The 21,456-nt window shown below is 73.6% G+C and carries 20 protein-coding genes; 5 read left to right on the top strand and 15 right to left on the bottom strand.

What is annotated here, in order from left to right; all coding sequences use genetic code 11:
- Window positions 1-74 precede the first annotated feature (74 nt).
- On the top strand, window positions 75-1,529 hold the full coding sequence (locus ACQP0T_RS17720) for an ArnT family glycosyltransferase (RefSeq protein ID WP_433869078.1): 1,455 nt from the start codon (window positions 75-77) through the stop codon (window positions 1,527-1,529).
- A 73-nt stretch (window positions 1,530-1,602) separates the two neighbouring features.
- Here the strand turns inward: ACQP0T_RS17720 and ACQP0T_RS17715 are convergent, their stop codons facing one another.
- The 3 genes from ACQP0T_RS17715 to ACQP0T_RS17705 all read right to left on the bottom strand — a co-directional run bounded on the left by ACQP0T_RS17715 (window position 1,603) and on the right by ACQP0T_RS17705 (window position 4,069).
- Window positions 1,603-2,082, bottom strand: coding sequence for an SRPBCC family protein (locus ACQP0T_RS17715; RefSeq protein WP_433869077.1), 480 nt, complete (start codon window positions 2,080-2,082; stop codon window positions 1,603-1,605).
- Complete coding sequence (locus tag ACQP0T_RS17710) at window positions 2,079-2,402, bottom strand: ArsR/SmtB family transcription factor (RefSeq protein ID WP_433869076.1); 324 nt, start codon at window positions 2,400-2,402, stop codon at window positions 2,079-2,081. Before ACQP0T_RS17710 ends, ACQP0T_RS17715 begins: the two co-directional genes overlap by 4 nt.
- Window positions 2,403-2,464: 62 nt before the next feature.
- Window positions 2,465-4,069 carry a GMC oxidoreductase gene (locus ACQP0T_RS17705; protein ID WP_433869075.1) on the bottom strand — a complete coding sequence of 535 codons (1,605 nt, stop codon included), beginning with the start codon at window positions 4,067-4,069 and terminating at the stop codon, window positions 2,465-2,467.
- A gap of 452 nt (window positions 4,070-4,521) precedes the next feature.
- Here ACQP0T_RS17705 and ACQP0T_RS17700 point away from each other — a divergent pair, with 452 nt between their 5' ends.
- Window positions 4,522-5,319, top strand: coding sequence for a PIG-L family deacetylase (locus tag ACQP0T_RS17700; protein WP_433869074.1), 798 nt, complete (start codon window positions 4,522-4,524; stop codon window positions 5,317-5,319).
- Here ACQP0T_RS17700 and ACQP0T_RS17695 read toward each other — a convergent pair whose 3' ends face one another.
- The 3 genes from ACQP0T_RS17695 to ACQP0T_RS17685 form a co-directional block, all read right to left on the bottom strand.
- Complete coding sequence (locus ACQP0T_RS17695) at window positions 5,320-5,715, bottom strand: GtrA family protein (protein ID WP_433869073.1); 396 nt, start codon at window positions 5,713-5,715, stop codon at window positions 5,320-5,322. It lies immediately after the preceding gene.
- Between the two features lie 2 nt (window positions 5,716-5,717).
- Complete coding sequence (locus ACQP0T_RS17690) at window positions 5,718-6,734, bottom strand: glycosyltransferase family 2 protein (protein WP_433869072.1); 1,017 nt, start codon at window positions 6,732-6,734, stop codon at window positions 5,718-5,720.
- A gap of 125 nt (window positions 6,735-6,859) precedes the next feature.
- Window positions 6,860-8,278 (bottom strand): glucosyltransferase, encoded by a 1,419-nt coding sequence (locus ACQP0T_RS17685; protein ID WP_433869071.1) that lies wholly within the window; start codon window positions 8,276-8,278, stop codon window positions 6,860-6,862.
- Between the two features lie 184 nt (window positions 8,279-8,462).
- Between ACQP0T_RS17685 and ACQP0T_RS17680 the strand changes: the two genes are divergently transcribed.
- Complete coding sequence (locus ACQP0T_RS17680; RefSeq protein ID WP_433869070.1) at window positions 8,463-10,469, top strand: hypothetical protein; 2,007 nt, start codon at window positions 8,463-8,465, stop codon at window positions 10,467-10,469.
- Complete coding sequence (locus ACQP0T_RS17675; RefSeq protein ID WP_433869069.1) at window positions 10,466-10,687, top strand: hypothetical protein; 222 nt, start codon at window positions 10,466-10,468, stop codon at window positions 10,685-10,687. Before ACQP0T_RS17680 ends, ACQP0T_RS17675 begins: the two co-directional genes overlap by 4 nt.
- A 123-nt stretch (window positions 10,688-10,810) precedes the next feature.
- Here the strand turns inward: ACQP0T_RS17675 and ACQP0T_RS17670 are convergent, their stop codons facing one another.
- Window positions 10,811-11,887 carry a class I SAM-dependent methyltransferase gene (locus tag ACQP0T_RS17670; protein ID WP_433869068.1) on the bottom strand — a complete coding sequence of 359 codons (1,077 nt, stop codon included), beginning with the start codon at window positions 11,885-11,887 and terminating at the stop codon, window positions 10,811-10,813.
- Window positions 11,884-14,526, bottom strand: coding sequence for an HAD family hydrolase (locus ACQP0T_RS17665; RefSeq protein WP_433869067.1), 2,643 nt, complete (start codon window positions 14,524-14,526; stop codon window positions 11,884-11,886). The genes ACQP0T_RS17670 and ACQP0T_RS17665 overlap by 4 nt, the downstream gene beginning before the upstream one ends.
- 422 nt (window positions 14,527-14,948) lie before the next feature.
- Between ACQP0T_RS17665 and ACQP0T_RS17660 the strand changes: the two genes are divergently transcribed.
- A complete protein-coding gene (locus tag ACQP0T_RS17660; protein ID WP_433869066.1) occupies window positions 14,949-15,842 on the top strand; it encodes an alpha/beta fold hydrolase in 894 nt (297 codons plus the stop codon).
- Between the two features lie 30 nt (window positions 15,843-15,872).
- Here the strand turns inward: ACQP0T_RS17660 and ACQP0T_RS17655 are convergent, their stop codons facing one another.
- The 7 genes from ACQP0T_RS17655 to ACQP0T_RS17625 form a co-directional block, all read right to left on the bottom strand.
- Window positions 15,873-16,604, bottom strand: coding sequence for a dienelactone hydrolase family protein (locus ACQP0T_RS17655; RefSeq protein WP_433869065.1), 732 nt, complete (start codon window positions 16,602-16,604; stop codon window positions 15,873-15,875).
- 121 nt (window positions 16,605-16,725) lie between these two features.
- Window positions 16,726-17,319 (bottom strand): MSMEG_1061 family FMN-dependent PPOX-type flavoprotein, encoded by a 594-nt coding sequence (locus tag ACQP0T_RS17650; RefSeq protein WP_433869064.1) that lies wholly within the window; start codon window positions 17,317-17,319, stop codon window positions 16,726-16,728.
- 133 nt (window positions 17,320-17,452) lie between these two features.
- Window positions 17,453-18,469, bottom strand: coding sequence for an iron-siderophore ABC transporter substrate-binding protein (locus ACQP0T_RS17645; protein WP_433869063.1), 1,017 nt, complete (start codon window positions 18,467-18,469; stop codon window positions 17,453-17,455).
- Between the two features lie 356 nt (window positions 18,470-18,825).
- A complete protein-coding gene (locus ACQP0T_RS17640; RefSeq protein WP_433869062.1) occupies window positions 18,826-19,296 on the bottom strand; it encodes an Asp23/Gls24 family envelope stress response protein in 471 nt (156 codons plus the stop codon).
- 82 nt (window positions 19,297-19,378) lie between these two features.
- On the bottom strand, window positions 19,379-19,936 hold the full coding sequence (locus ACQP0T_RS17635) for a hypothetical protein (RefSeq protein ID WP_345361475.1): 558 nt from the start codon (window positions 19,934-19,936) through the stop codon (window positions 19,379-19,381).
- Window positions 19,933-20,493 carry an RNA polymerase sigma factor gene (locus ACQP0T_RS17630; protein WP_433869061.1) on the bottom strand — a complete coding sequence of 187 codons (561 nt, stop codon included), beginning with the start codon at window positions 20,491-20,493 and terminating at the stop codon, window positions 19,933-19,935. Before ACQP0T_RS17630 ends, ACQP0T_RS17635 begins: the two co-directional genes overlap by 4 nt.
- A 75-nt stretch (window positions 20,494-20,568) precedes the next feature.
- Window positions 20,569-21,444: an NmrA family NAD(P)-binding protein gene (locus tag ACQP0T_RS17625; protein ID WP_433869060.1), complete on the bottom strand. Its 876-nt coding sequence runs from the start codon at window positions 21,442-21,444 to the stop codon at window positions 20,569-20,571.
- Between the last annotated feature and the right edge of the window lie 12 nt (window positions 21,445-21,456).

The raw sequence follows: 21,456 nt of genomic DNA, 5'->3' as shown, positions 1-21,456 counted from the left end.
AATGGGTCACACCGGTCCGCCGACTTCGCGAATCGCCCCTCCCCGCGCGGGGGTCGGCTCATTACAGTCCCCGCGTGCTCCCGAGACCTTTCGCCCGCGGCCCGGTGTGGGCCATCGCCGCCGCGACGTTCCTGCTGCTGGTGCTGCTCAGCGGTCGGTACGGCTACCTGACCGACGAGCTGTACTTCCTGGCGGCGGGGGCGCTGCACCTGGACTGGGGGTACATGGACCAGCAGCCGCTGGTGCCGCTGCTGGCCGCCGGCCTGGATGCGGTGTTCCCCGGTTCGCTGCTGGCGCTCCGGTTGCCCGCGGCGGTGTGCACGGCGCTCGGGGTGGTGGTCACCGGGCTGATCGCGCGGGAGTTCGGCGGCGACCGGCGGGCGCAGGTGCTGGCCGCGGCGGCCTACCCGCTGTCGCCGTGGGTGCTGCTCAGCGGGCACTGGCTGGCCGCGGCCACGGTGGAGCTGCTGCTGTGGGTCCTGCTGCTGTGGCTGGTGATCCGCTGGGCCCGCACCCGCCACGACGGGCTGCTGCTCGCTGCGGCGCTGGTGGCCGGGGTGTCGGTGCAGACGAAGTTCCAGGTCGTGGTGCTGTGCGCGGCGCTGCTGGTGAGCTGCGCGGTGGTCGGACCGCGTCGGGTGCTGGCGCGGCCGCTGCTGTGGCTCGGAGCGGGGATCTCCGCGCTCGCCGCGGTGCCGACCCTGCTGTGGCAGGCCCGCCACGATTGGCCGGCGGTGCGGATGGGCGCTGTCGTCGACGCGGAGAACAGCAGGTTGTTGCTGCTGCCGACCGCGCTGGTCTACTCCGGTGCCGTGGTCGGCGCTTTCCTGTGCTGCTACGGAATCGTCCGCCTGCTGCGCGGGCCGGAGCTGCGGCCGTACCGGTTCGTCGGCTGGGCGGTGCTGGGCGTCGTGCTGTTCTTCCTGGTGACGAGCGGGCGTCCCAACTACCTCATCGGGCTCTGCGGCCCGCTGTTCGCGGCCGCCGCGGTCGGGTTGCAGCACCGCCGCGAACGCAGCCCGCGCCCGCGCGGCCGGTGGCTCGCCTGGCCGGCCTACGCGGTGTCGGTGGTGCTGCCGCTGGCGGTGCTGCCGGTCTACCCGCTGGACTTCCTGGCCAAGCACCCGGCGTGGCCGAACCCGTCCCGGCTCTACGAGACCGGGTGGGAGGATCTGGTGGACGCGGTCGCCGGGGAGGTCGCCGCACTGCCCGCCGAGCAGCGCGCGCGCACCGCGATCATCGGCGAGACCTACTACCTCACCGGTGCGCTCGACGTGCTCGGCCGCGACCTGCCACCGGTGTTCAGCCCGCACCGGGGCTACTGGTACTTCGGCGCGCCATCGGAGCGGATCGACACCGTGCTGCACGTGGGCACCGACGACCGGCTCGGGCCGCACTTCGCCGCGCGGCGGTCGCTGGGCACCGTGCGCAGCGAGCACGCCAACATGGCCCAAGGCGTCTCGCTGACCCTCTACGAGGACCCGCTCGACGACTGGGCCGCGTTGTGGCCGCGCCTGCGCACCCGCTGACCGGACCTCGCCGACCGATCGCTCGGGGAACGCCGGCGCAGCGGGTTCCCCGAGCGGGCGCTCGCCGGTGTCCTCAGGCGCCGAGCGTGCTCCGGTAGTGGGCGATGAGCTCCTCGTCCGGGCCGGTGTGCGGGGCGGGGCTGCGCCCCTCGAGGACCTCGGCGAGCGCGTCGAAGCAGGTCGTCCAGCCCGCTGCCGTGTTCGCCGTCCAGTCGGTGTCGGCGATGGTGTTGGTCAGCCGCAGCACGCAGCCCTGGGCGTCCTCCTCGAGGGTCCACCGCAGGTGTTCACCGGACCAGGTGAAGGCCAGCGCCGACGGCGGGCTCAGCTCGGTGATCACCGCGACGTCGGGTTCGGGTTCACCGGGGAAGCGGAGGGTGAGCGTGCCGCCTTCCCGCAGGTCCACCTCCACCGAGCAGGGGAACCACTGGCTGAGCTGCTCGGGGTCGGTCAGCGCGGCCCACACCCGGTCCCGCCGGTGCGGGTAGTGGCGTTCCAGGCGCAGCACCGGTTCCGGTGCTAGGTCGAAGGAGGCGGTGGTCGTCGCGGTCATGGCCCCTCCTCGGGGTAGGTCCGGTCCAGGTGATCGGCGAGATCGTCGAAGCGGCGCTCCCAGAACGCGCGGTGCGGCGCCAGCCAGTCCTCCACCTCGCGCATCCCTCCCGGCCGCAGCAGGTAGCGGCGCTGCTGGCCTTCGACGAGCGTGGTGACCAGCCCGGCGTTCCGCAGCACCTTGAGGTGCTTGGAGACCGAGGTCTGGGACAGGCCCAGGCGTTCGACCAGTTCCCCCACGACGCGCCCGTCGTGGACGCGCAGCTCGTCGAGGATCGCCCGGCGCGTCGGTTCGGCCAACGCATCGAAAACGTCTCGCACGACCCGAAGTATGCCCGCGAAGGAATATGCCTGTCAAGGCATCTTGCCTGATCGAGCGGTGCTCAGCGGATGTCCTCGGCGAGGATCCGTTCGACGTTGCGCTCGGCGAGCGCGGTGATGGTGACGAACGGGTTCACCCCGGTCGAGCCGGGGATCAGCGCGCCGTCGTTGACGTAGAGGTTGCGGTGGCCCCGCACCCGGCCGTGGGTGTCGGTGGCGCGACCGAGCACCAGGCCGCCGAGCGGGTGGTAGGTGAACCGGTCCTCGAACGCCCGGGTGTCGCCGAACAGGTCGTGCCGGTAGGCGGTGCCGTTGGCCTGGTTGACCCGGTCGAACAGCCGCCGGGCGGCGTCGATGGACGGCCGGCCCTGCGCGCTGTCCCAGTGCAGGTGGGCGGAGTCGGTGCCCGGGTCGTAGCTGAAGTGCCCGCGTTCGGGGTTGCGGGTGATGGCGAGGTAGACGCTCGCCCACGTCTCCAGCCCGGCGGGCACCGGGGCGATCTCGGCGAACACCGGGTGCCGCGGGTCGTCCCAGGCGTCGATGCCCATCGCGGGCATGCACGAGGCGAGGGCTCCGGTGGGATCCCAGATGTGGTTGGCGCGGCCCAGCATGACGTTGCCGTTCGGTCCCCAGCCCTGCCCGATCTCCTCGCCGAGGCCGGGCAGCGCACCGGTGTCGCGGGCGCGCACCAGGAGTTCGGTCGAGCCGAGGCTGCCTGCGCCGAGGAACAGGTGCCGGGTGCCGATCCGCTTGGTGGCCAGCACGGTGCCGTGCTCGTCGATCTCGCGGACGGTGAGCAGGTAGCCGTCTGACTGCGGCACGATGTCGCGCACCTCGTGCAGCGCGTGGATGGTGACGTTGCCGGTGCCCAGCGCGGCGGCCAGGTAGGTCTTGTCCAGCGAGCGCTTGCCGTGGTTGTTGCCGTAGATGACCTCGGAGGCCAGCGCCGAGCGCGGTACCAGCTCGGCTTCTTCCCGCTCCATGTAACCGAAGTCGTAGACGCTGGGCACGAACGCGGTGGACAGGCCGGCGCGCTCGGCGTGCGCCGCGGAGACCCGTGCGTAGCGGTAGCTCTCGGCGGTGCGGAACCACCGCCGGTCCACGTGGTTGGTGCCGAGCGCGGCATTGGCGCGCGGGAAGTAGGTCCGGTACATCTCGTCGGCGTCGACCTCGGGCAGAATCTCCTCGAAGTAGGAGCGCTTCGGCACCACCGCCATCGCCCCGTTCACCAGGGATCCGCCACCGACGCCGCGCCCGAGGTAGACCGACATGTCGCCGTGGTGCACGCGATCGAGGACCCCCGCGTAGGGCTCGATGTCGCGGTTCGCCAGGTCGAGCCACAGGAAGGTGGACAGCGGTGCCTCGGTGCGGGTCTTGAACCAGGTGGAGCGCTCGTCGGGCCGGATCATCCCCGGGAAGATCGTGCCGTCCGCGCCCCGCGTGTCCCACAACCGGCCCATCTCCAGCATGACGGTCGGAATCCCGGCCTCGCCGAGCCGCAGCGCGGTCACCGCCGCGCCGTAGCCGGTACCGACCACCACGGCGGGCGAGAAGTCCGAGGAGCGCGCCGCGGCGGAGCCGGTGGAGATCGTCGTCAGGCCGAGTGCGGCCGCCGTGCTGAGGGCGCTCGCGCCCAGGAAGCGCCGGCGGGACAGGGAGGTCGACATAACGCGAATGATACTCACAGTAACTTCGCGTGCACGGGGCGTTCGCGGCAAGCGGTTCCGCCGGGTGCCGTTGCCGTGCTGCCCCGCCCGGCGGTGGTCGGGGCGCATCCGGCCGAGGAGCGCAAGGGGTCATCCGGGAAACGGCTGACCGATCAGCCGACCGGCTGATCCGCTCCGGGACCCCCGACGCGGCGCGGCGGCGAGCCACGCGCACCCGCGGTGAAGCCGCGCCCGCGCGGGCGAACCCGGATCGGGGTTCGCGAGGTGCAGCACCGGACCGGGCCGACGGCCGCGCGGCCCGAGGGCGCGCGGGACCGCATTCCCGAACCGGAACGCCGCCCCGCACGGGGAGATCCACTGCCATCCTGGCCGCGTCGCCGCCGGATCGCGGCGGTGCCGATTCCCCGAACACCGGCGCGAGCACCGGGAACCTCGGGGCCGGAGGGGAAATCATGGCCGTGTCGTTCTTCGTCGCCGCGCACCCGGACGACGCACTGCTGTTCCGGGGCGATTTCGTGTTCACCGACATGCGCTGGTCCGGCGCGAAGATCGTCGTGATCGACACGACGGCGGGCGACGACGGGATCGGGAACGCGTGGTGGCGGGCCCGGGAACGCGGGCTCGTCGACGCCTGCGCCGCGGCGCGCCCCTCGCTCCGGATCGGCGAGGACGCCCCCGTGTTCGCCGGCCGCGCGGTGCAGCGCTACCGAGGGGAGAACTGGACGTGCTACTTCCTGCGGCTGCCGGACGGGAACCTGGGGGGACAGGGCTTCCCGTCGCACGGGAACCAGAGCCTCCAGAAGCTGCGGGCGGGCCAACTGCCGGGCGGCATGACGACGGTCGACGGTGCCGCCACGTACCCGGACTGGGCGGCCGTCCTGGAATCGCTGCGGCTGATCGTCGACCAGGAACGGCAGGGCGAAGCGGGCACACCGTGGGTCAACGCGTCGGACTGGAACGCCGCCGAGAACCCGGACGACCACTCCGACCACTACGCGACCGGATACGCGATCCGGGACGCGCTCGGCCCGAACGAGTTCAACTTCGCCTGGTGGAAGTCCTACTGCACCCGGGACGACAACCGGTTCCCGCCGAACCTCTCCGGAGTGGTGCTGTCGTCCAAGCGGTTCCTCTTCTACACCTACGCGTGGCGCGTCCTGCCCGCACGTCCCGGCTACCAGGGCGTCATCGACGGCGAATGGGCGCAATGGGGCGCCAAGTCGTACGCGCGGACCGTCACCGCGGGCTGATCATTCCGGTGCCGTGCGGGCGGGTTCGGCCTCGCGCGGCGCCGGGCGGACCAGGATCGCCCGGGACACCAGGAAGGTCGCGGGCACGGCGACGACCCCGCCGACCAGGGTGGCGATCCGGGAATCGAGACCGACGCCCTCGACCAGCGCCCACACCGCCGCCGTGCTCAGCGCCAGGTTCGTGACGTTGGACAGCGGGTAGAGCAGGAACTTCCGCAGCGTGGGCCGGACGCCGAAGGTGTAGCGGCAGTTGAGCAGGTAGGACACCGACATCGCCACCGTCGCCGCGATCAGGTGCGCCACCAGGTAGGGCGTCCACAACCACATCACCAGGTAGACGGCGTAGTGCACGACGGTGTTCGGCACGCCGACGACGATGAACTTGAGGAACGACACCGCTACAGCGCCCCGCTCACCGGCAGTTCGCCGTCGCCGCGCCACCGCTGATCCGGCGGTGCGACCGTGCTGAACGTGCGCGGCCGGGGCACCGCTTCGGGTTCCGGGGTGCTGTCCTTGACCAGGAACAGCGGTCGCCGCTTGGATTCCGAGTAGATCCGGCCCAGGTACTCGCCGATCACGCCGAGGAACAGCAGGTTGATGCCGCCGATCCCGACCACGCTGACGATGATCGTCGCGTAGCCCGGGACCCCGACGCCGTGCAGCAGGGTCTGCGCCACCACGAACGCCGCGTAGCAGAACGCGAGCGCGGTGATGATCAGCCCGAGGTAGATCGACGCGCGCAGCGGCTTGCTGTTGAACGACACGATGCCGTCGATGCCGTAGTTGAGCAGCTTCGGGAACGAGAACTTGGACTTCCCGGCGGCCCGGGTGGCGTTGCGGTAGCTGATCGTCGCGGTGTCGAAGCCGATCCAGGCGAACAGGCCCTTGGAGAACCGGTTGCATTCCGGCATGGACAGCAGCGCGTCCACCGCTCGCCGCGAGAGCAGCCGGAAGTCGCCGACGCCGTCCTGCAGCGGCACGTCCACCAACCGGTTCACCGCGCGGTAGTACAGCTTCGTCACCAGCGACCGGATCGCCGACTCGCCCTTGCGGTCGCGCCGCGCGACCACCTGGTCGTAACCGGAATCCAGCAGCGGCACCATCCGCGCGAACAGCTCCGGCGGGTGCTGCAGGTCGGCGTCGATGATGCCCACCCGGTCGCCCCGCGCGTGCGTGAGGCCGGCGATCAACGCCGCTTCCTTGCCGAAGTTGCGGCTCAGCGACAGCACCCGGTACGCCGGGTCCTCCTCGCTGAGCCGGTGCGCCTCGGCCAGCGTCGCGTCGGAACTGCCGTCGTCGACCAGGATCACCTCGTACTCGTCGGACACCTCGGGCAACACGTGCTGCAAGGCGTTCCGGAGCCCTTCGAGGTTGTCCTGCTCGTTGTAGCAGGGCACCACGATCGACAAGTCCATGCTGCTTCCCCCCTCCGTCCTGCCGCGCGCAGCCGGGTCGCGGCGGGATGGCACCGCACCGACTGTAGGACCGCGCCGCGGGTGCCGCTCGGCGTGCGCCGCCGCCGGAACACGCGTTCGGACCGTCAGCCGCGCACCGCCGAGCACGGCACCACCACGGAGAATTCCGGTGGTCCGGCTGGGTTCAGCGGAGCGATGGCGACGGTGCGCTCGTCCGGTCCGGGCACCAGCGGAACCGAGCCCGCGCCGTGGTTCTCCCCGATCGGTGACACGGGTTGCGGGGCGCGCTGCGCCGGTGGCAGCGCGCAGCTCGCCGCCGCGGCTCGCAGGCCCTCGGCCCAGGTGGGCCCACCGGTGCGCACGCTCGGTGCGGCCCAGTCGCCCAGCAGTTGCGCCCCCAGGAAACAGCTCAGCGCCACCCAGACCACGGGCGGCCGGGCGGTGCGCGGTGCTGCGGGCACCGCCGCGTCCAGCAGCACGATCACCGCCGCCCACAGCAGGAGCAGCGGAACGATCGTGTAGCGCGAGCCGCCGAGCCCGAAACCGTCCCGTCCCAGGAATCCCTCGGTGCCGCGCAACCCGACCGGCACCACGAGATAGGCGATCGAGATCAGCATGGTGACCACGGCGAGCACGCCGGTCCGGTGGGGCACCCGGGTGAGCAACCCGGCGAACCCGGCGGCGAAGGCCAGCACGGCCACGACCACCACCGCCATCCCCCACGTCGGGTACACCGCGCCGAGCATCCGGTCGCCGGTGAACGCGCTGAGCACCACGCGCAACGCGTAGATCTGGGACAGCTCGCCGACCACCGTCGGGCTGACCCGGTACATGTCCGGGTGCGCCCACCGGACCCAGCCCTGCACCGCCAGCGCCAGCACCATCGCCGTCGGCGCCAGCAGTGCGATCCGCCGCCGCACCGCCAGGTAGCCGAACACCGCGGCGGGCAGCACCAGCGCGGTCAGCGGGTCCGACAGCGCCGCCAGCACCACGACCGCCGCCGCGCCGAGCTGACCGCGCAGCGTCGCCGGGGCCGCCAGCAACACCCAGAACGCCGCGCAGGCCAGGTACCAGTGCAGGTCGTTGACCGCCGCGTTCACCTCGTAACCGGCCTGTGGCAGCAGCGGGACCAGCGCGGTCAGCAGCGCCCGCGCCCACCGGGACCGGACCACCCGGGCGCTGGCGAACCACACCAGCACCGAGATCAGCGACACCACGACGGCGGCGACGGCGGCGAACCACAGCGCCGCCCAGGACAGCGGCAGGTGCGCCGCCGGCTGCGCCAGGATCCGGCCGATCACCTGGAGGTACCCCGCGTGCGGTGCGAACAGGTTGTGCCACAACGAATGCCGCAGCGCCTGGTTGAGGAACACGGCGCCGTCCTCGGCCCACAGCACGGCAGGCGCGCGGTACCCCGGCCCGCGGATGAGCTGGAGGTAGGTCGCCGCCAGCACCCAGCAGGCGGCCAGAGCGGCGATCGACGTGGTGCGCTTCCGGGCCGGTGCGGCCGGAGCTGCCCCGGCCCGCATCACCTGGTCGGTCACGACGCGCTCCTCTCACCCCTCCGCGCTCACCGGGCACGCGCGGATCCGCGTCGTCATGGTTGGGCTCGTCGCGGTGGGGGGCGAGCCGGGCAGCGCACCGGCCACCCGAACAGATGATGCCCGCGGTGGCGGTCCACCGAGTGCGCTTTCATCTGCTGTGGCGGTGAAGGAGGAGGGGAAGTCGATGCTCAGCACGCCCGCGCGCGCACGTCCCGGCCGGCTGTGCGGGGTGCTGCCGCCGTTGATCGCCTGCGCGCTGGTCGCCGCGCTGGCCCAGCTCCCGCTGCTGCGCAACCCGTGGATCTACTTCTACGACGACGCCGCGATCCAGATCCTGCCGGTGTGGCACCGCCTGGGCGAACTGGTGCTGGCCGGCCGCTGGCCACCGCTGCTGGACGTGGACGGCTGGATGGGCGGCAACCTCGCGGTCGAATCCCTCCACGGGGTGTGGAACCCGGTCTACCCGCTGGTGTGGATCGGCACCGCCCTGGCTCCGGATCTCGCGGTCGCCGGGGCGCTGGTCCGCACCCTCGGGATGGTCGCGCTCGCGCTCGGCGTCCACCTGCTGTGCGCGGAGTACGGCGCCCGGCGTTCGGTCGCCGCCGCGACCGCGGTGGCGGTACCGCTGGCCGGATCGCTGTACTTCCTCGACACGGTCCTGTGGCCGGCCGCGCTGCTGGCCTGCGCGTGGGTGCCCTACGTCTGGTGGGCGGCCCGGCGGATGGCGCACGGTCGGTCCAGCGCGCTGTGGGCGTTCCTGCTCGGCGGGTTCGGGGTGGCCGCGGGCAATCCCTACGGCACGCTGGCGATCAGCCTCGTGCTGGTGGCGCTGGTGGTGGAGTCGGCGGTGCGGGCGCGCTGGCGCGCGGCGCGGGACCTGGTGCTGCTCGGTGCGGCGGTCGCGGCGGTGGTGCCCCTGGTGTACCTGCCGCTGCTGCTGAGCTCGTCGGTGACCTGGCGGGCCGCGGACGGCTCGGCGATCGGCGACAGCGGCGTGATGGCGCCCGCCCCGCTCGACCTGCTCGGCTCGGGCCTGCCGCACTACGTCCCGGACATCACCGGGCTCGGCGGGGCCGCGCTGGCCGTTCCGGCGGTGTACACCTGCTGGTTCGCGGTGCCGCTGCTGCCCTGGCTGGACTGGGGCGTGCTGCGGCGCCGGTGGCGGGAGCTCAGCGGCTGCGCGGTGGTGGCCGCCGGTTTCCTGGCGCTGGCGATCGGACCGTCGGAGCTGTGGATGTTCCGGTGGCCGCTGCGGGTGCTGCACTACGGGTTCCTCGCGCTGGCGGTGGTGCTCGCGGTGCTGCTGTCCGGCGGGCTGCGGACGGGCCGGGCGCCGGTGCGGGCGGTCGCCTCGGTCGTCCTGCTGCTCGCCGCGTGCGGCGCCACCGGCGCGCTGGAACCGGCGCGGTTGCCGCGCGGCGCGATCGCCGTGCTGCTGGTCGCGGGGCTCACCGCGCTGGCCCTGCTGGCGTTCCGGCTGCGCGGGACGCGGTGGCTGGCCGCCGCGCTCCAGCTCGGCACCGCCGTGGTGTTCGCCGCGCAGGTGACGTGGTACGTCGGCCCGCCCGGGACCACCACCGCCCACCTGCCGTCGTCGGTGGCCGAGCTGCGGGACCGGTTCGAAGACCGCTACCGGGGCACCACGTTCCAGATCGCGGTGCCGCACTGGCGGCCCGGCGACGAGCCCGGGGCCGGGGTGTGGCGCGACCTGCTGCCGGGCAGCATGTACCCGGTCGCCGGGGTGCGCAGCATCAACTCCTACACCGGCATCGGTTTCCAGCGATTCTCCGACACCTTCTGCTTCAGCTACGACGGCGGGGCCTGCCCGGAGGCCTACGCGGCGTTGTGGCGCGAACCGGCGGGCACCGGCACCCCGCTGGCGGACCTGCTCCGGCTGGACACCGTCGTGGTGCAGCGGGAGCTCGTCCCGGAGCCCGACGTCCCGGCGGGCTGGTCGGCCATCGAGCGCACCGACGAGGTCACCGTGCTGCACCGCGACTTCCGGACGCCGTGGCCGCGGGGGACGCTCACCCACGTCGACGGTGCGCGGATCCGCTCCGCGGTCGCCGAGGGCACCTCCGAGGTCGTCGAGTTCGCGCGGGAAGGGCGCGGCCCGGCGCGGCTGCTGTTCGCCCGGCTGGCCTGGCCGGGGTACCGCGCCACCACCGCGGACGGGGGGAGCTGCCGGTGAGCGCGGGACCGGCCGGGTTGCTGCGCGTCGACCTCCCGCCGGGGCAGGCGACCGGCGAGGTGCGGCTCACCTGGGCGCCACCCGGTTCGGCGTTCGGTGCGGCCTCGGCCGCCCTCGGGTGCGCGCTCGCGCTGGGACTGGCGTGGGCCCGGCGCAGGCGGCAGCGGCGGAGCCCGCGCCCCCGCGAGCACGACGCCACCCCGGTGCCGGTGTCCTGAACCCCGCACGGCCGGAAGGCCGCCGACCCCTGAAGTCCCCGTTCCTCACCCGTTCGGGAACTGGGTGAGGGGCACCTTCATCCGGCTATGCCGGCCGAAGGTGCCCCTCACCCAGGAAGTCCGTCAGGAGCGGAAGCGGCGTTGCACGGTCGCGGCGGCGGTGCTCGCGAGGGCGCGCAGCAGCTGGCCGACCCGCTGCTCCTCGGCCAGCTGCTCGGTCAGGCGCCGGTTGGTCTCGCGGAGCCGCGCGATCTGCTCGGCGTGCCCGGCGATGACCCAGTCGAGCTTGTCGCGCAGCGCCGCGATCTCGGCCTGCTGGGTGCTGACCGTGCCCGCCAGCCGGTCGGCGTGCGCGGCGGCCTCGTACTGCAGGTGCAGCACCTGGGTGTAGAGCGCCAACCGGTTGTTCTCCATCGCCGCCAGCAGCGACGACCGGCTGTACGGCCGCAGCGCCCGGACCAGCCCGTCGTCGGCGGTGTCGCGGCGGGGCACCAGCACGCCCAGGCCGAACACCGCCGGGACCAGTTCCAGGTGCCACGATCCGTCGTCGTCGGCCAGCGCGTCCTCCACGGCGGTGAGCACGCCGTTGCCCTCGCCACCGGCGGTTTCGGCGCAGCGGAACGCACCGCGGCCCACGAAGCCGGTCGGGGTGAGCTCGTCGTGCCAGATGGTAGGACCGTCCTCAGTGGAAGGGAGCTGGTCCTCCTCGCCGAGCTGCGAGGGCTGGTAGTACAGGTCGCGCCGCCCGCACGGCCACAACAGGTCGTGGAGCACCACGACGGCCTCCGGCGCGTGGGCCAGGATCCAGTCGAGTTCGGCGCGCACCGTCGCGTAGTTGTGGTCGCCGTCGAGGACGTACAGGTCGGCGGCGGGGAGCTCGGCCAGCGCGGCGGGGGAGGACCGTTCCACCAGGTGCAGCGCGTCGTGCTCCGCCAGCGTCGCGCGCAGCTCGTCGGTCGGGTGCGGCTCCACGCAGTGCACGGCGGTCGCGCCGAGTTCGGCGTAGAGCCCGCTGACCTGCCCCGATTCCACCCCGACCTCGACGACGGTGCGGATCTCGCGGTGCGCGAAGACGATCTCGAACACCTCGCGGAACAGACCGGTGGAGTGCAGCAGCAGGGGTTGTCGGCGGGCCTCGCGGGCCTGGGCGTGCGGATCGGCACGGGTGCCGATCCCGTTCGGGGTACCGACCAGACTCATGGACGTCCTCTCAATCGGCGGATGGCGATCCGGGCCGCTCCCGCGGCGACCCCGGTCACGCCCCGGCTGCGGTACTCCGCGTGGGCGCGACCGGCGAGCCGGACCAGGCGGGGACCGGTGGGCATCCTGGGTGCCAGCCCGGAGGCCGACTGGGGCAGCATCGCGAAGGCGATGGTGATCTGGCCCGAGGTGACCGGCGTGTCCGCACCGGCGGCCAGCGGGATCCACAGCGCCGAGTGCGGGGCGTGGAATTCGACCATCGTCCCGCCCAGCCAGGTGCACTCGGCGAAGGTGAGCCCGGCGAAGTCCTCGGCCGCTTCCCAGCGCAGCACCCGCGGAGCCGGATCGTCGCCGTGGAACACCTTCGCCTCGATCCAGTCCACCCGCACGATCGCGGCCTGACCCGGAATGGCCAGGGACACGGCCGTCGCCCCGTCGGACTCGAAGCCCAGCCGGGCGAAGGACAGCCCGTTGTGGTTGATCCGCACCCGTTGCCGGGGCCCGTCCCACCACTCGTCGTCGGCGGTGCGCACCCGCAGCCGCGTTTCCCGCGCGGGGCCGGAGGATTCGAAGGCGTCCGGGTTGATCGTGCCGTTGTGCAGCGCGCGCACCGCCGAGCTCAGATGCCGGTCCGAGGCGGCCAGCAGCGCGGGCCAGAACGCATCCCGCATGTGCAGGTCGTCGAGGTCGTGCGGGGACAGGTACGGCACCGCGGACACCAGGTCCTCGGGCAGGATGCGGGTCACCACCGAGGAACCGAAGTTGTCCTCGTGGCTCCAGTTGCCGAAGACCGCGGCCTCCTCGTCGGTGGGCGCGCGCAGCGCCGAACCGAGGATGCGGGCCAGCCGGGGCGCCGCCGATTCGTCCAGCAGCGGCCACTCGCCGTCGGCGCCCAGCGCGTACCGGTTCCAGCACTCCTGGAACGCCACGACGCCCTCCTGCACGGCCTGCCGCTCCAGCGCCTGCGACCGGCTGCTGCCGGACGGGCCGAGCACCGGGGCCCCGTCGGCGTCGAAGTCGACCAGCGAGCCGCACAAGGCGCTGGCGCACTGCTCGACCACCTCGGGACTGCGGCACAGCGCGTCCACGATGTCGCGCGGGTGGCCGGACTGGCCGAGGTAGCCCTCCGCCCGCAGCCCCGCCAGCGCGATCCGGTTCGCGGCCCGCTCGTCGGTGGCCAGGTAGAAGCCGCTCGGGCGGACGCCGGTGCGACTGCGGTGCAACACCTGGTGGAGCTGCCATTGGATCGTCCCGCCCCAGCCGAGGTCGACCAGCGGGAGTTCCGGGCGGGCCAGCGCCCCGGCTTCGTGCAGCGACCGCAGCAGCCGTTCCCGCGCGGCGGTCACCGTGGCGGCGAGCCTGCTGCGCAGGTGCGGGGTCTCGGTCAGCGCGAGGGTCACCTGGTCGGCGGTCGTGCTGTCGCTGAGCGAAGCGTCGAGCTGGTGGGCCAGGCAGGGCACGTCGCCCGGGCGCAGCTTCAGCGAGTCGAGGAGCTGGGCGACGGTGAGCCGGTAGCTGCGGCGGATCAGGTCGCGCACCGAGTCGTGGTCGAAGCAGTCCAGCGCGGCGATGGACGTGACGTGCCGGGACAACCAGACCGGTTTCGCGGTGACGTCCCAGCCCCGGGTGCGGGCGGCGTTGTTGACCAGCTCGGAGAGCAGCTCGCCCTCGCGCATCGGGCACCACACGACCGGGTGGCCCGCGGTGTGCGCCCGGTGCGCCACCCATTCGGCGAACGCGGCCAGTGGCGGGCCCAGCACCGCCGCGCCGAAGCGCCACGACGTCCGGGCCGAGGTGCCCATCCCGCGCGGTGCCGACTGGAGCACCTTCGCGCGCAAGCTGGTCAGCCCGTGATCGCCGTGCCGGGTGTCCACCGGCAGCGGCCCGGGGTGGTCCTGCGGTTCGCGCTCGCGCTCCAGCATCCGGGCGAACCCCGGGTCGATCCGGATGTAGTGGATCGTGCGCACGCCGAGCTCGGCCGGCACCGCGCCGTCGGCCTCCTCGTTGTCGCCGAGGTGCACGACCTGCTCGGGGCGCTTGCCGAGCTCCTGCAGCACGATCTTCCAGAGGCCCGAGGCCTTGTCCAGCCCGTGCTGGTGGGAGCGGAAGATCCGGGCCTCGGCGAGCGGTTCCAACTCCGGGCGGTCCAGCAGGTGGGAGAGCTGGGCCTCGGTGAAGTAGGTGTCCGAGACGAGCACGATCGGCACGCCGTTCTTGTCGGCGACCGCGATGAGATCGGCGATGTCGAGGTCGACGATGGTCAGCTCCCGCTCCAGCTCGACCTCCTGCCGCACGAGATCGCCGAGCGCCACGTCGCCGAACAGCGGCATCTCCCGCCAGATGTCGAACAACGAGACCTCGTGGGTCGCGCTGCGCCGCCGCGCCCGGTGCTCGGCCTCGATCCGCATCCGGCGGAACGTGGCGTCGGTGATCCACGAGGGGTACCAGCCCCGTTCGCGCAACCGGGAGCCGAGCATCCCGAACGCGTCGGAGGGGCGGGGTACCCGCCGCCACAGGACCGTGTCGAACACGTCCAGCGACAGCACGGCGCACGACCTGTCGCTGACCAGTCGCAAGGCCAGCTCGATCTGCCTGTTCGGTGCAGCCGGTTCGGCCCGCACCTCTTCCAGAGTTGGCAAGGATTTCGCCTCCACTCCGCCACGTGGATCGCGGTGTGCGCCTCCAGCCGGCGCGCCCCGAGCATAAGTCCGCGGCATCGAGCGCGATCCGTACCGCCGAGGTGTTCACGCGAATGTGGTCGCACAGCGAAAGATCCGCCGAAGTCTATGGATCTTTCCGTTGCGTACCAAGGATCGTCGTTCTCCGAGGCGTTGACACGGGTGTGGCGGAAGGGCAGGATGGGACGTGCGGCGCCGCGTGCGTCGGGTGTGCCGGGAAGTCTGGTCGGCGAGTTCGGTGAACCATCGACCCCGGGGGTGCACATGACCGCTTCCCGCTCCCACCGCCCCGCGGAGCCACCGCGCAGCGGTGTGCCGAGTCCATCGGAGCGCGCGGGGGTGGCGCCCGCCGCGGGCACCACCGGCCGCCACCGGAGGGTGTCGTGAGCGTGCGCCCCCCGGTGACCTCCGGGAGCATCTACCGGTCACCGGGCCGCCGCCGCGCTGTGCACGACTGGTGCCGAGGGGCCTGGGACGCCTGGCCCGAGCTGCGGGTGCAGCCGGTCCGGCGGACCGGTCTCGGCGCCACGGCCACCTGCTCCGCGCCCGGCGGGCCGGGCACGCCCGTCGTGCTGCTGCCGGGCACGAACTTCAACGCCGCCACCGCGCTCCCGCTGGCCCGCGAGCTGGCCGCGGACCGGACCGTGCACCTGGTCGACCTGCCCGGACAACCGGGGCTCAGCGCGGGTCGGCGTCCCACCGGGGACCGGACCGCCGCCTACGGCGCCTGGCTGGACGAGCTGCTGCCGCAGCTCACCGATCGACCGGTGCTGGTGCTGGGCCATTCGCTCGGCGCGGCCATCGCGCTGGCCGCCACACCGGGACCTCTGGTCGCGGGGATGCTCCTGGTCAACCCGGCCGGTTTGGCGCGGGCCCGGATCAGCGCGGCCCTGCTCGCGGTCACGGCGCCGTGGCTGCTGGCGCCGGGGGAGCGCACCGCCGCGCGGCTGTTGGGGTTCATGAGCGGACCCGGCCACGACCCCGGGCCGACCGACTCCCGGGCGAGGTGGCTGGCGCTGGTCGGCGCGGCCTGCCGCACCGGCCTCGCGCCCGGTCCGCTACCGACCGACGCGCTGCGCCGGTGGGCCGGGACCCCGATCGGGGTGGCCACCGGGACGCACGACCGGTTCTTCCCGCCGGAGCGGCTCGTCCGGGGCGCTGCGGCGCTGGGCGCCGAGGTGACCGCGCTCGACGGCGCCGGGCACCTGGCCCCCGACGAACGACCGGAGGAGGTGCGCGCGCTGCTGACCGCGCTCGCGGCCCGGGCGGGCCCGTGATGCCCGGTCAGGGTCGGCCGGCGAGGGCGCTCACGCGTCGGGAGCGCGGAGCCGGGCGGCGACGTCGAGGAACGCGGTGGTCTGCGGCCAGGACAGGGCCCAGGCGTCGGCGTTGGCCCGCTCGCCGTGGCGGCCGCGGTCGCTGAACCCGTGCTGGGCGCGGGGGTAGAGGTGCACCACGGTCGCCGCGCTGGTGGCGCGCTCCTGCAGCGCCGACTGCAAGGCGCTGAACCGGTGGTGCGGCACGATGGAGTCCTCGCCGGGGTAGTGCACCATGACCGGCACGTCGAGCGTGCGCGCCGCCGCGATCGCGTCGCGGGTGTGGTTCGGCGGGGTCTCACCGGGGATGGTGGGGTGGTAGGCCACCACGCTGGAGACCCGGTCGTCGTGCGCGGCCAGCAGCAGGGCGAACCGGCCGCCGAGGCACCACCCGATGACCCCGGCGTGCTCGACGCCGTGCTCGGCGACGAGGTGGTCGAGCAAGGTGCGCTGCTCGGCCAGCGCGGCGTCGTCGTCGAGCTGTCCGAGCATCCCGTGCAGCTCCTCGACCGGGGTGTCGTCGGAGCTCTTGCCGTGCCACGGATCCCAGCACAGCGCGACCGCACCGGTCTCCTCGACGATCAGCCGGGCGTACTCCCGCACCTGCTCGCCGATCCCGGTGATCATCGGCAGCAGCAGGACGGCCCCCGTCGGCCGCCCCTCGGGCGCGGTGACGTGCGCCCGCAACCCGTCCACCTCGAGGTAGGAACTCCGCTCAGCCACCGCGCGGCCACCTCCCCGCGAGGTCGGCATGCCCGGCCGGACCTCGCCGTCGTCGATCACCTTCCACCGCGGCGGACGCTACCACGCACCCCCACCACCGCCGCCGGTTCCGGAGGCCGCCTCAGGTGCGGGCGGTATCGCGGGCTGCGGCCTGGCTGCTGAACAGGGTTCCCACGCTGGGGACCTCGGCGGTGTCCGGCCAGCTCTCCGGGCGCCAGAAGCGGGACCGGTTCAGCGATTGGCCGCAGTGGACGAACACCTCCCGAACGTGGACCACGACGGCCAGGTGGGGTCGGGTGCCCGCGTCGGCCATCCGGTCGAAGAAGGGGCCGTCGTGCACGACGGTGGCCGTGCCGTTGACGCGCAGCGTCTCCTGCACTCCCGGGATGAGGAAGATCAGCGCCGCGCGGGGGTCGCGGAGCAGGTTGCGCATGGTGTCCAGGCGGCGGTTGCCCCGGCGGTCCGGGATCGCGAGGTCGTGGCCGTCGTCGGAGACCAGCACGCTGCCGGGCGGGTCGCCCCGTGGCGAGACGTCGATGGTGCCGTCGTCGCCGGTGGTGGCCACCAGCACCAGCGGTGAGGCCGCGATGAACCGGCGCGACTCCGCGTCGACCAGGGGGGCGGCCTTGTCGGCGATCGCCGGGTGCGGTGTCTCGACGAACTCCCGCAGGTGGGTCTCGTCGGTCACCGGGCGCAGGTCGTGCCAACCGCTCATCTCGTCTCCGCTCGCACGTCGTGGATGTCCCGCGGCCGGACCGCCCCGGGGACAGCGGTGTGCGCGCCGCCCTCCGATGATCGCCGGAGGCCGCCGCGGCGCGGCCACCCGGGTGCGGTCTCCGCGCCCGGCATCACGGGGCCATCGCCTCGGCGAGCCGCGGGACCACCGCGTCCAGCGCGTAGGACAGGCCGTGCACCGAGGCGCTGGCGAAGGCCTGCGACACGGTCGGGTCGTCGAGCACCACGGAGCGCCCCGCCCGCACCGAGGGGACCGCCTGGAACAGCGGATCGGACGTGATCTCGGAGCTGTCCACGCCGATCGCGGTCGCCACGGTCAGGTCGGCGTCGAGCAGGCCGAGGCGCTCGTTGGAGATCGGGACGAAGAAGTTCCCCGCGGCGAGGTCCTGCACGGCGGGGGAGTTGCGGAAGCCGAGCGCGCGCAGGAAGTCCACCCGCACGTCCCCGTTGACGTAGGCGCCGTAGCCGGAGGTGCTGCGCGCCGCGACGACCGCGGTGGCATCCTGGAAGGCCGGGTTGGCCTCCGCCGCCCGGCGGAACTCGGCGTCGAGCTCGGCGCGCAGCCGGTCGGCCTCCTCGGTGCGGCCCAGCGCCTGGCCGATCATGGCGAGCTGGTCCTGCCACGGCGTCATGTAGGCGGCGGCGCCCGCCGGCACCCCCACGACCGGGACGCCGAGCGCGCTGAGCCGTTCGTGGCGCGCCGGGTCGCCGCTGGACCGCGTGTCCAGGATGAGGTCGGGTTCCAGGGCCGCGACCTCCTCGAGGTCGAGCTCGGTGGTGCCGAGCATCTTCGGCGGGTTCCGGTACGACAGACCGGCCTCCTTCGCCCACGGGCCGAGGCCGTCACCGCCCACCGGCAGCCAGTCCGCCGCGCCGACCGGCTCGACGCCCAGCGCGAGGGCGGTCTCCGCGTCGCTCCACCCCAGCGCCACCACGCGCTGCGGCTGCTCCGGCACGGTGACCGGGCCGAACGCGGTCTCGATGGTCACCGGGAAGGCGCCGGAGGGGTCCGGCGGCGGGGCGGCGGGTTCGGGGGGCGTGGAGCCGCATCCGGTCAGCAGCACCGCCACGCCGAGCAGGGCGACCAGCGCACCCCGCTTCCGCCGCGGCAGGGATCGAACAGGACGCATGGGCACTCCCCGGGCAGATCGTCACAGGCTTAGCTGTGCCTACCCTAACTTCAACGTCCGTGCCGGTTGCCATGAGAGGCGTCACCGGCGCCGGACGACCGCGTCGCGCATCCGGCCGGTCGCGGGGCGTCACGGTGGCGGTTCGAGCAGGTCGCGGCGCAGCGCTCCGCGCACCCGGGTCTTGAACGTGGCGCGGGGGATGCCCAGGAACGCGGCGGCCTGCGCGGTGGTGCTTCGTCGTCGATCAGTTGCTGATGCCGCCGCAGCAGTGACCCGATCGCCGATTCCCGGTCGCCGCGCCCGGTGACCGGGAATCGGTGCGCGCGGCCCGTCCGTCCACAGCGGACCGGGGCCGATCACTGGACTCGGGACGTGCCGGGCTCGGTCTCCTCGGTGGGCAGGTGGATGTCGTTCACCGCGATGTTGACCTCGATGACCTCGAGGCCGGTCATCCGCTCCACGGCGGTGATCACGTTGCGCCGCACCGCCCGCGCCAGGTCCACGATGGACACGCCGTAGTCGACGACCATGTCCAGGTCGATCGCCGCCTGCTTCTCGCCGACCTCCACCTGGACGCCGGAGGACGTCGAAGTGCCGCTGCCGCCGGGGATGCGCTCGCGCAGCGCTCCGAAGGTGCGCGACACGCCGCCGCCCATCGTGCGGACGCCGTCGATCTCGCGCGCGGCGATCCCGGCGATCTTCTGCACCACGGTGGCGGCGATCGTCGTGGTGCCGACCGACGAGGAGTCGGCGAGCCGGGCCGGGGTCGAGCCGGTGCCCTCCGGTGCGACCTCGGCCGCGGCGTGGTTCGCGCTGTCGTGCGCCATGAGGTGTCCTTTCGCGGTTCTCGTGCGCGGGTTCCCGTAGGACGCGGGGCGGTCCGGGGGCCTCACGCCCGTGTGGTGCGGATCACTCCGGTTCGAGCACGTCGCCGACGCGGACCGACAGCACCGGGGTCGCCGCGCCGAGCGAGCCCTCCAGTCGTTCGGTGATCTGCTCCCGCACCGATTCGGCGAGCACGACCGCCTCCAGCCCGTAGCGGACCGCGATGGTCAGCTCGACCCACCGATCGCCGCCGTGCAGCCCGCGCAGGTGCACGCCGGGTCGCTCCCGGAGCACGTCGGTGGCGACCTGCCGGACGAGCAGCAGCAGCGGCCGGGGCAGGATGCGCAACCGCCCGCCGGGCTGGGCGAGCTCGACCGGTTCGGCGGTGCCGCGCAGTCCGCGCACGGTCTCCAGCGCCCGCGACACCAGGCCCTCGGGCACCTCCACCGGCGCCGCGGCGGCCTGCCGCACCGCCTGCCACTGGCGGTCCAGCGCGGCGAACTCGTCGGTGCAGAACCGGCAGCCGCGGACGTGCTCGCGCAGTTCCGGGTCGGCTTCGGCGGGATCGCCGAGCAGCGCCACGAGCGCCGCGGCCGGACGCCCGCAGGGGAGCACGCGCTGTGGTTCGGCAGGGCCGCTCATCGCAACTCCTCCAGCCTGGCGAGCAGGGTCACTCTGGCGCGGGACAGCCGGGACTGCAACGCGGGCACGCTCACCTGCAGCACTTCGGCGACTTCGGCGTAGCTCAAGCCTTCCAGTTCGTGCAGGACCAAGGGCACCCGCTGGGACGGTTCGAGGGTGGCGATCGCCCGGTGGACCGCCGCGGCCCGCTCGTTGCGCAGCGCGATGGCCTCCGGACCGCTGCGCGGATCGACCCACTGCGCCGCCGGACCACCGGGCTCGGTCGGGTCGACCGGCACCGCGGGTCGGCGGCGGCGCAGGTGGCCCAGCGCGGCGTTGGTCACCACCCGGTACAGCCAGGTCGACACCGCTGCGGAGCCGCGGAAGCCGGCCAGGCCGCGCCAGGCCTGCACCCAGGCCTCCTGCACCACGTCCTCGGCCTCGACCGGATCGCCGACGATGCGCAGCGCCACCCGGTACAACCGCACGGTGTGCCGCCGCACCAGCGCGTCGAACGCCGTCGCGTCGCCGTCGGCCGCGGCGGCCAGCAGGGCGTGCTCGCTCCCGGGCTCGGTCATCGTCGCTCGCGATGCCCACGCAACGCCATCATGGCGCCAGCCTAGAGTCCGTCCGGCCGGCGCGGCGGGGCCGGATCAGGTCCAGGCCCGGTCGCGGAACCGCCACGCGCTGTCCCGCAGGTACTCGGCCAGGCCGGTGGGCGGGCGGCCGAGCAACCGGGTCACCTCGTCGGTGACCGGGGCGTTGCGGCCCAGCCGGGTGAGCGTGTAGACGATGGACATGAACCCGATGCTGTCCCAGCCCACGCCGCGGCGGCGGAGCCGGGCGGCGAACCGCGCCGGGCTCGGGCGGGTGTAGCGCACCGGACGGCCCAGGGCCTCGGTCAGCTCCTCGGCGACTTGGTCCATCGTCAGGGGCTCCGCGCCGGTCAGGTGGTGCACGACGTCGCGGTGGCGGCCGGGGTGGCGCAGCGCGTCGGCGGCGACCGCCGCGGCGTCGCGGGCGTCGAGGAACGACGTGCGTCCCCGGCCGGCCGGGATGAACAGCTCACCGCGCTCGGCGATGTCGACGCCGTGGGTGGAGATCCGGCGGTGCAGGTTCTGCGCGAAGAACCCGCAGCGCAGCACCGTCCAGGTCATCGAGCTCGCGCGCAGCGCCGCTTCGACCCGGTGGTGCGGGATGACGGCCGAGCGGTCCGCGCCGACCACCGAGACGTAGACCACGTGGCGGCAGCCCGCGCGCTGCGCCGCCGCGACGAACGGGACGATCGCCTCCCGCGCGGCCTTGCCGCCGGGCAGCGGGAACAGCAGGAACAGCGCCTCCACCCCGGACAGCGCGGCCTGCCACGTGCTCCGGTCGAAGAAGTCGAACGCGACGGTCTCGGCGCCGCTGCCCCGCAGGCGTTCCGGGTGGCGGGAGGCGACCCGCCACGCCACTCCGCCGGAGTCCCGCGCGAGCAGGTCCACGAGTTCGGCCCCGACGTTGCCGGAGGGCCCGGTGATCAGCAGCATCGTCCCTCCGCC

It is taken from the genome of Saccharopolyspora sp. CA-218241 (assembly GCF_050954615.1).
GTDB lineage: Bacteria > Actinomycetota > Actinomycetes > Mycobacteriales > Pseudonocardiaceae > Saccharopolyspora > Saccharopolyspora cebuensis.
Note: the sequence above shows the minus strand (reverse complement) of the source record. Positions and strands in the feature narration are given on the sequence as shown.

Excerpts from the sequence above, each read along its gene's own strand:
- ACQP0T_RS17715 (WP_433869077.1), bottom strand. The coding sequence starts at position 2,082 with ATGACCGCGACGACCACCGCCTCCTTCGACCTAGCACCGGAACCGGTG.
- ACQP0T_RS17705 (WP_433869075.1), bottom strand. The coding sequence starts at position 4,069 with ATGTCGACCTCCCTGTCCCGCCGGCGCTTCCTGGGCGCGAGCGCCCTC.
- ACQP0T_RS17700 (WP_433869074.1), top strand. The coding sequence starts at position 4,522 with ATGGCCGTGTCGTTCTTCGTCGCCGCGCACCCGGACGACGCACTGCTG.
- ACQP0T_RS17690 (WP_433869072.1), bottom strand. The coding sequence starts at position 6,734 with ATGGACTTGTCGATCGTGGTGCCCTGCTACAACGAGCAGGACAACCTC.
- ACQP0T_RS17680 (WP_433869070.1), top strand. The coding sequence starts at position 8,463 with ATGCTCAGCACGCCCGCGCGCGCACGTCCCGGCCGGCTGTGCGGGGTG.
- ACQP0T_RS17670 (WP_433869068.1), bottom strand. The coding sequence starts at position 11,887 with ATGAGTCTGGTCGGTACCCCGAACGGGATCGGCACCCGTGCCGATCCG.
- ACQP0T_RS17650 (WP_433869064.1), bottom strand. The coding sequence starts at position 17,319 with ATGAGCGGTTGGCACGACCTGCGCCCGGTGACCGACGAGACCCACCTG.
- ACQP0T_RS17645 (WP_433869063.1), bottom strand. The coding sequence starts at position 18,469 with ATGCGTCCTGTTCGATCCCTGCCGCGGCGGAAGCGGGGTGCGCTGGTC.
- ACQP0T_RS17640 (WP_433869062.1), bottom strand. The coding sequence starts at position 19,296 with ATGGCGCACGACAGCGCGAACCACGCCGCGGCCGAGGTCGCACCGGAG.
- ACQP0T_RS17635 (WP_345361475.1), bottom strand. The coding sequence starts at position 19,936 with ATGAGCGGCCCTGCCGAACCACAGCGCGTGCTCCCCTGCGGGCGTCCG.
- ACQP0T_RS17630 (WP_433869061.1), bottom strand. The coding sequence starts at position 20,493 with ATGACCGAGCCCGGGAGCGAGCACGCCCTGCTGGCCGCCGCGGCCGAC.
- ACQP0T_RS17625 (WP_433869060.1), bottom strand. The coding sequence starts at position 21,444 with ATGCTGCTGATCACCGGGCCCTCCGGCAACGTCGGGGCCGAACTCGTG.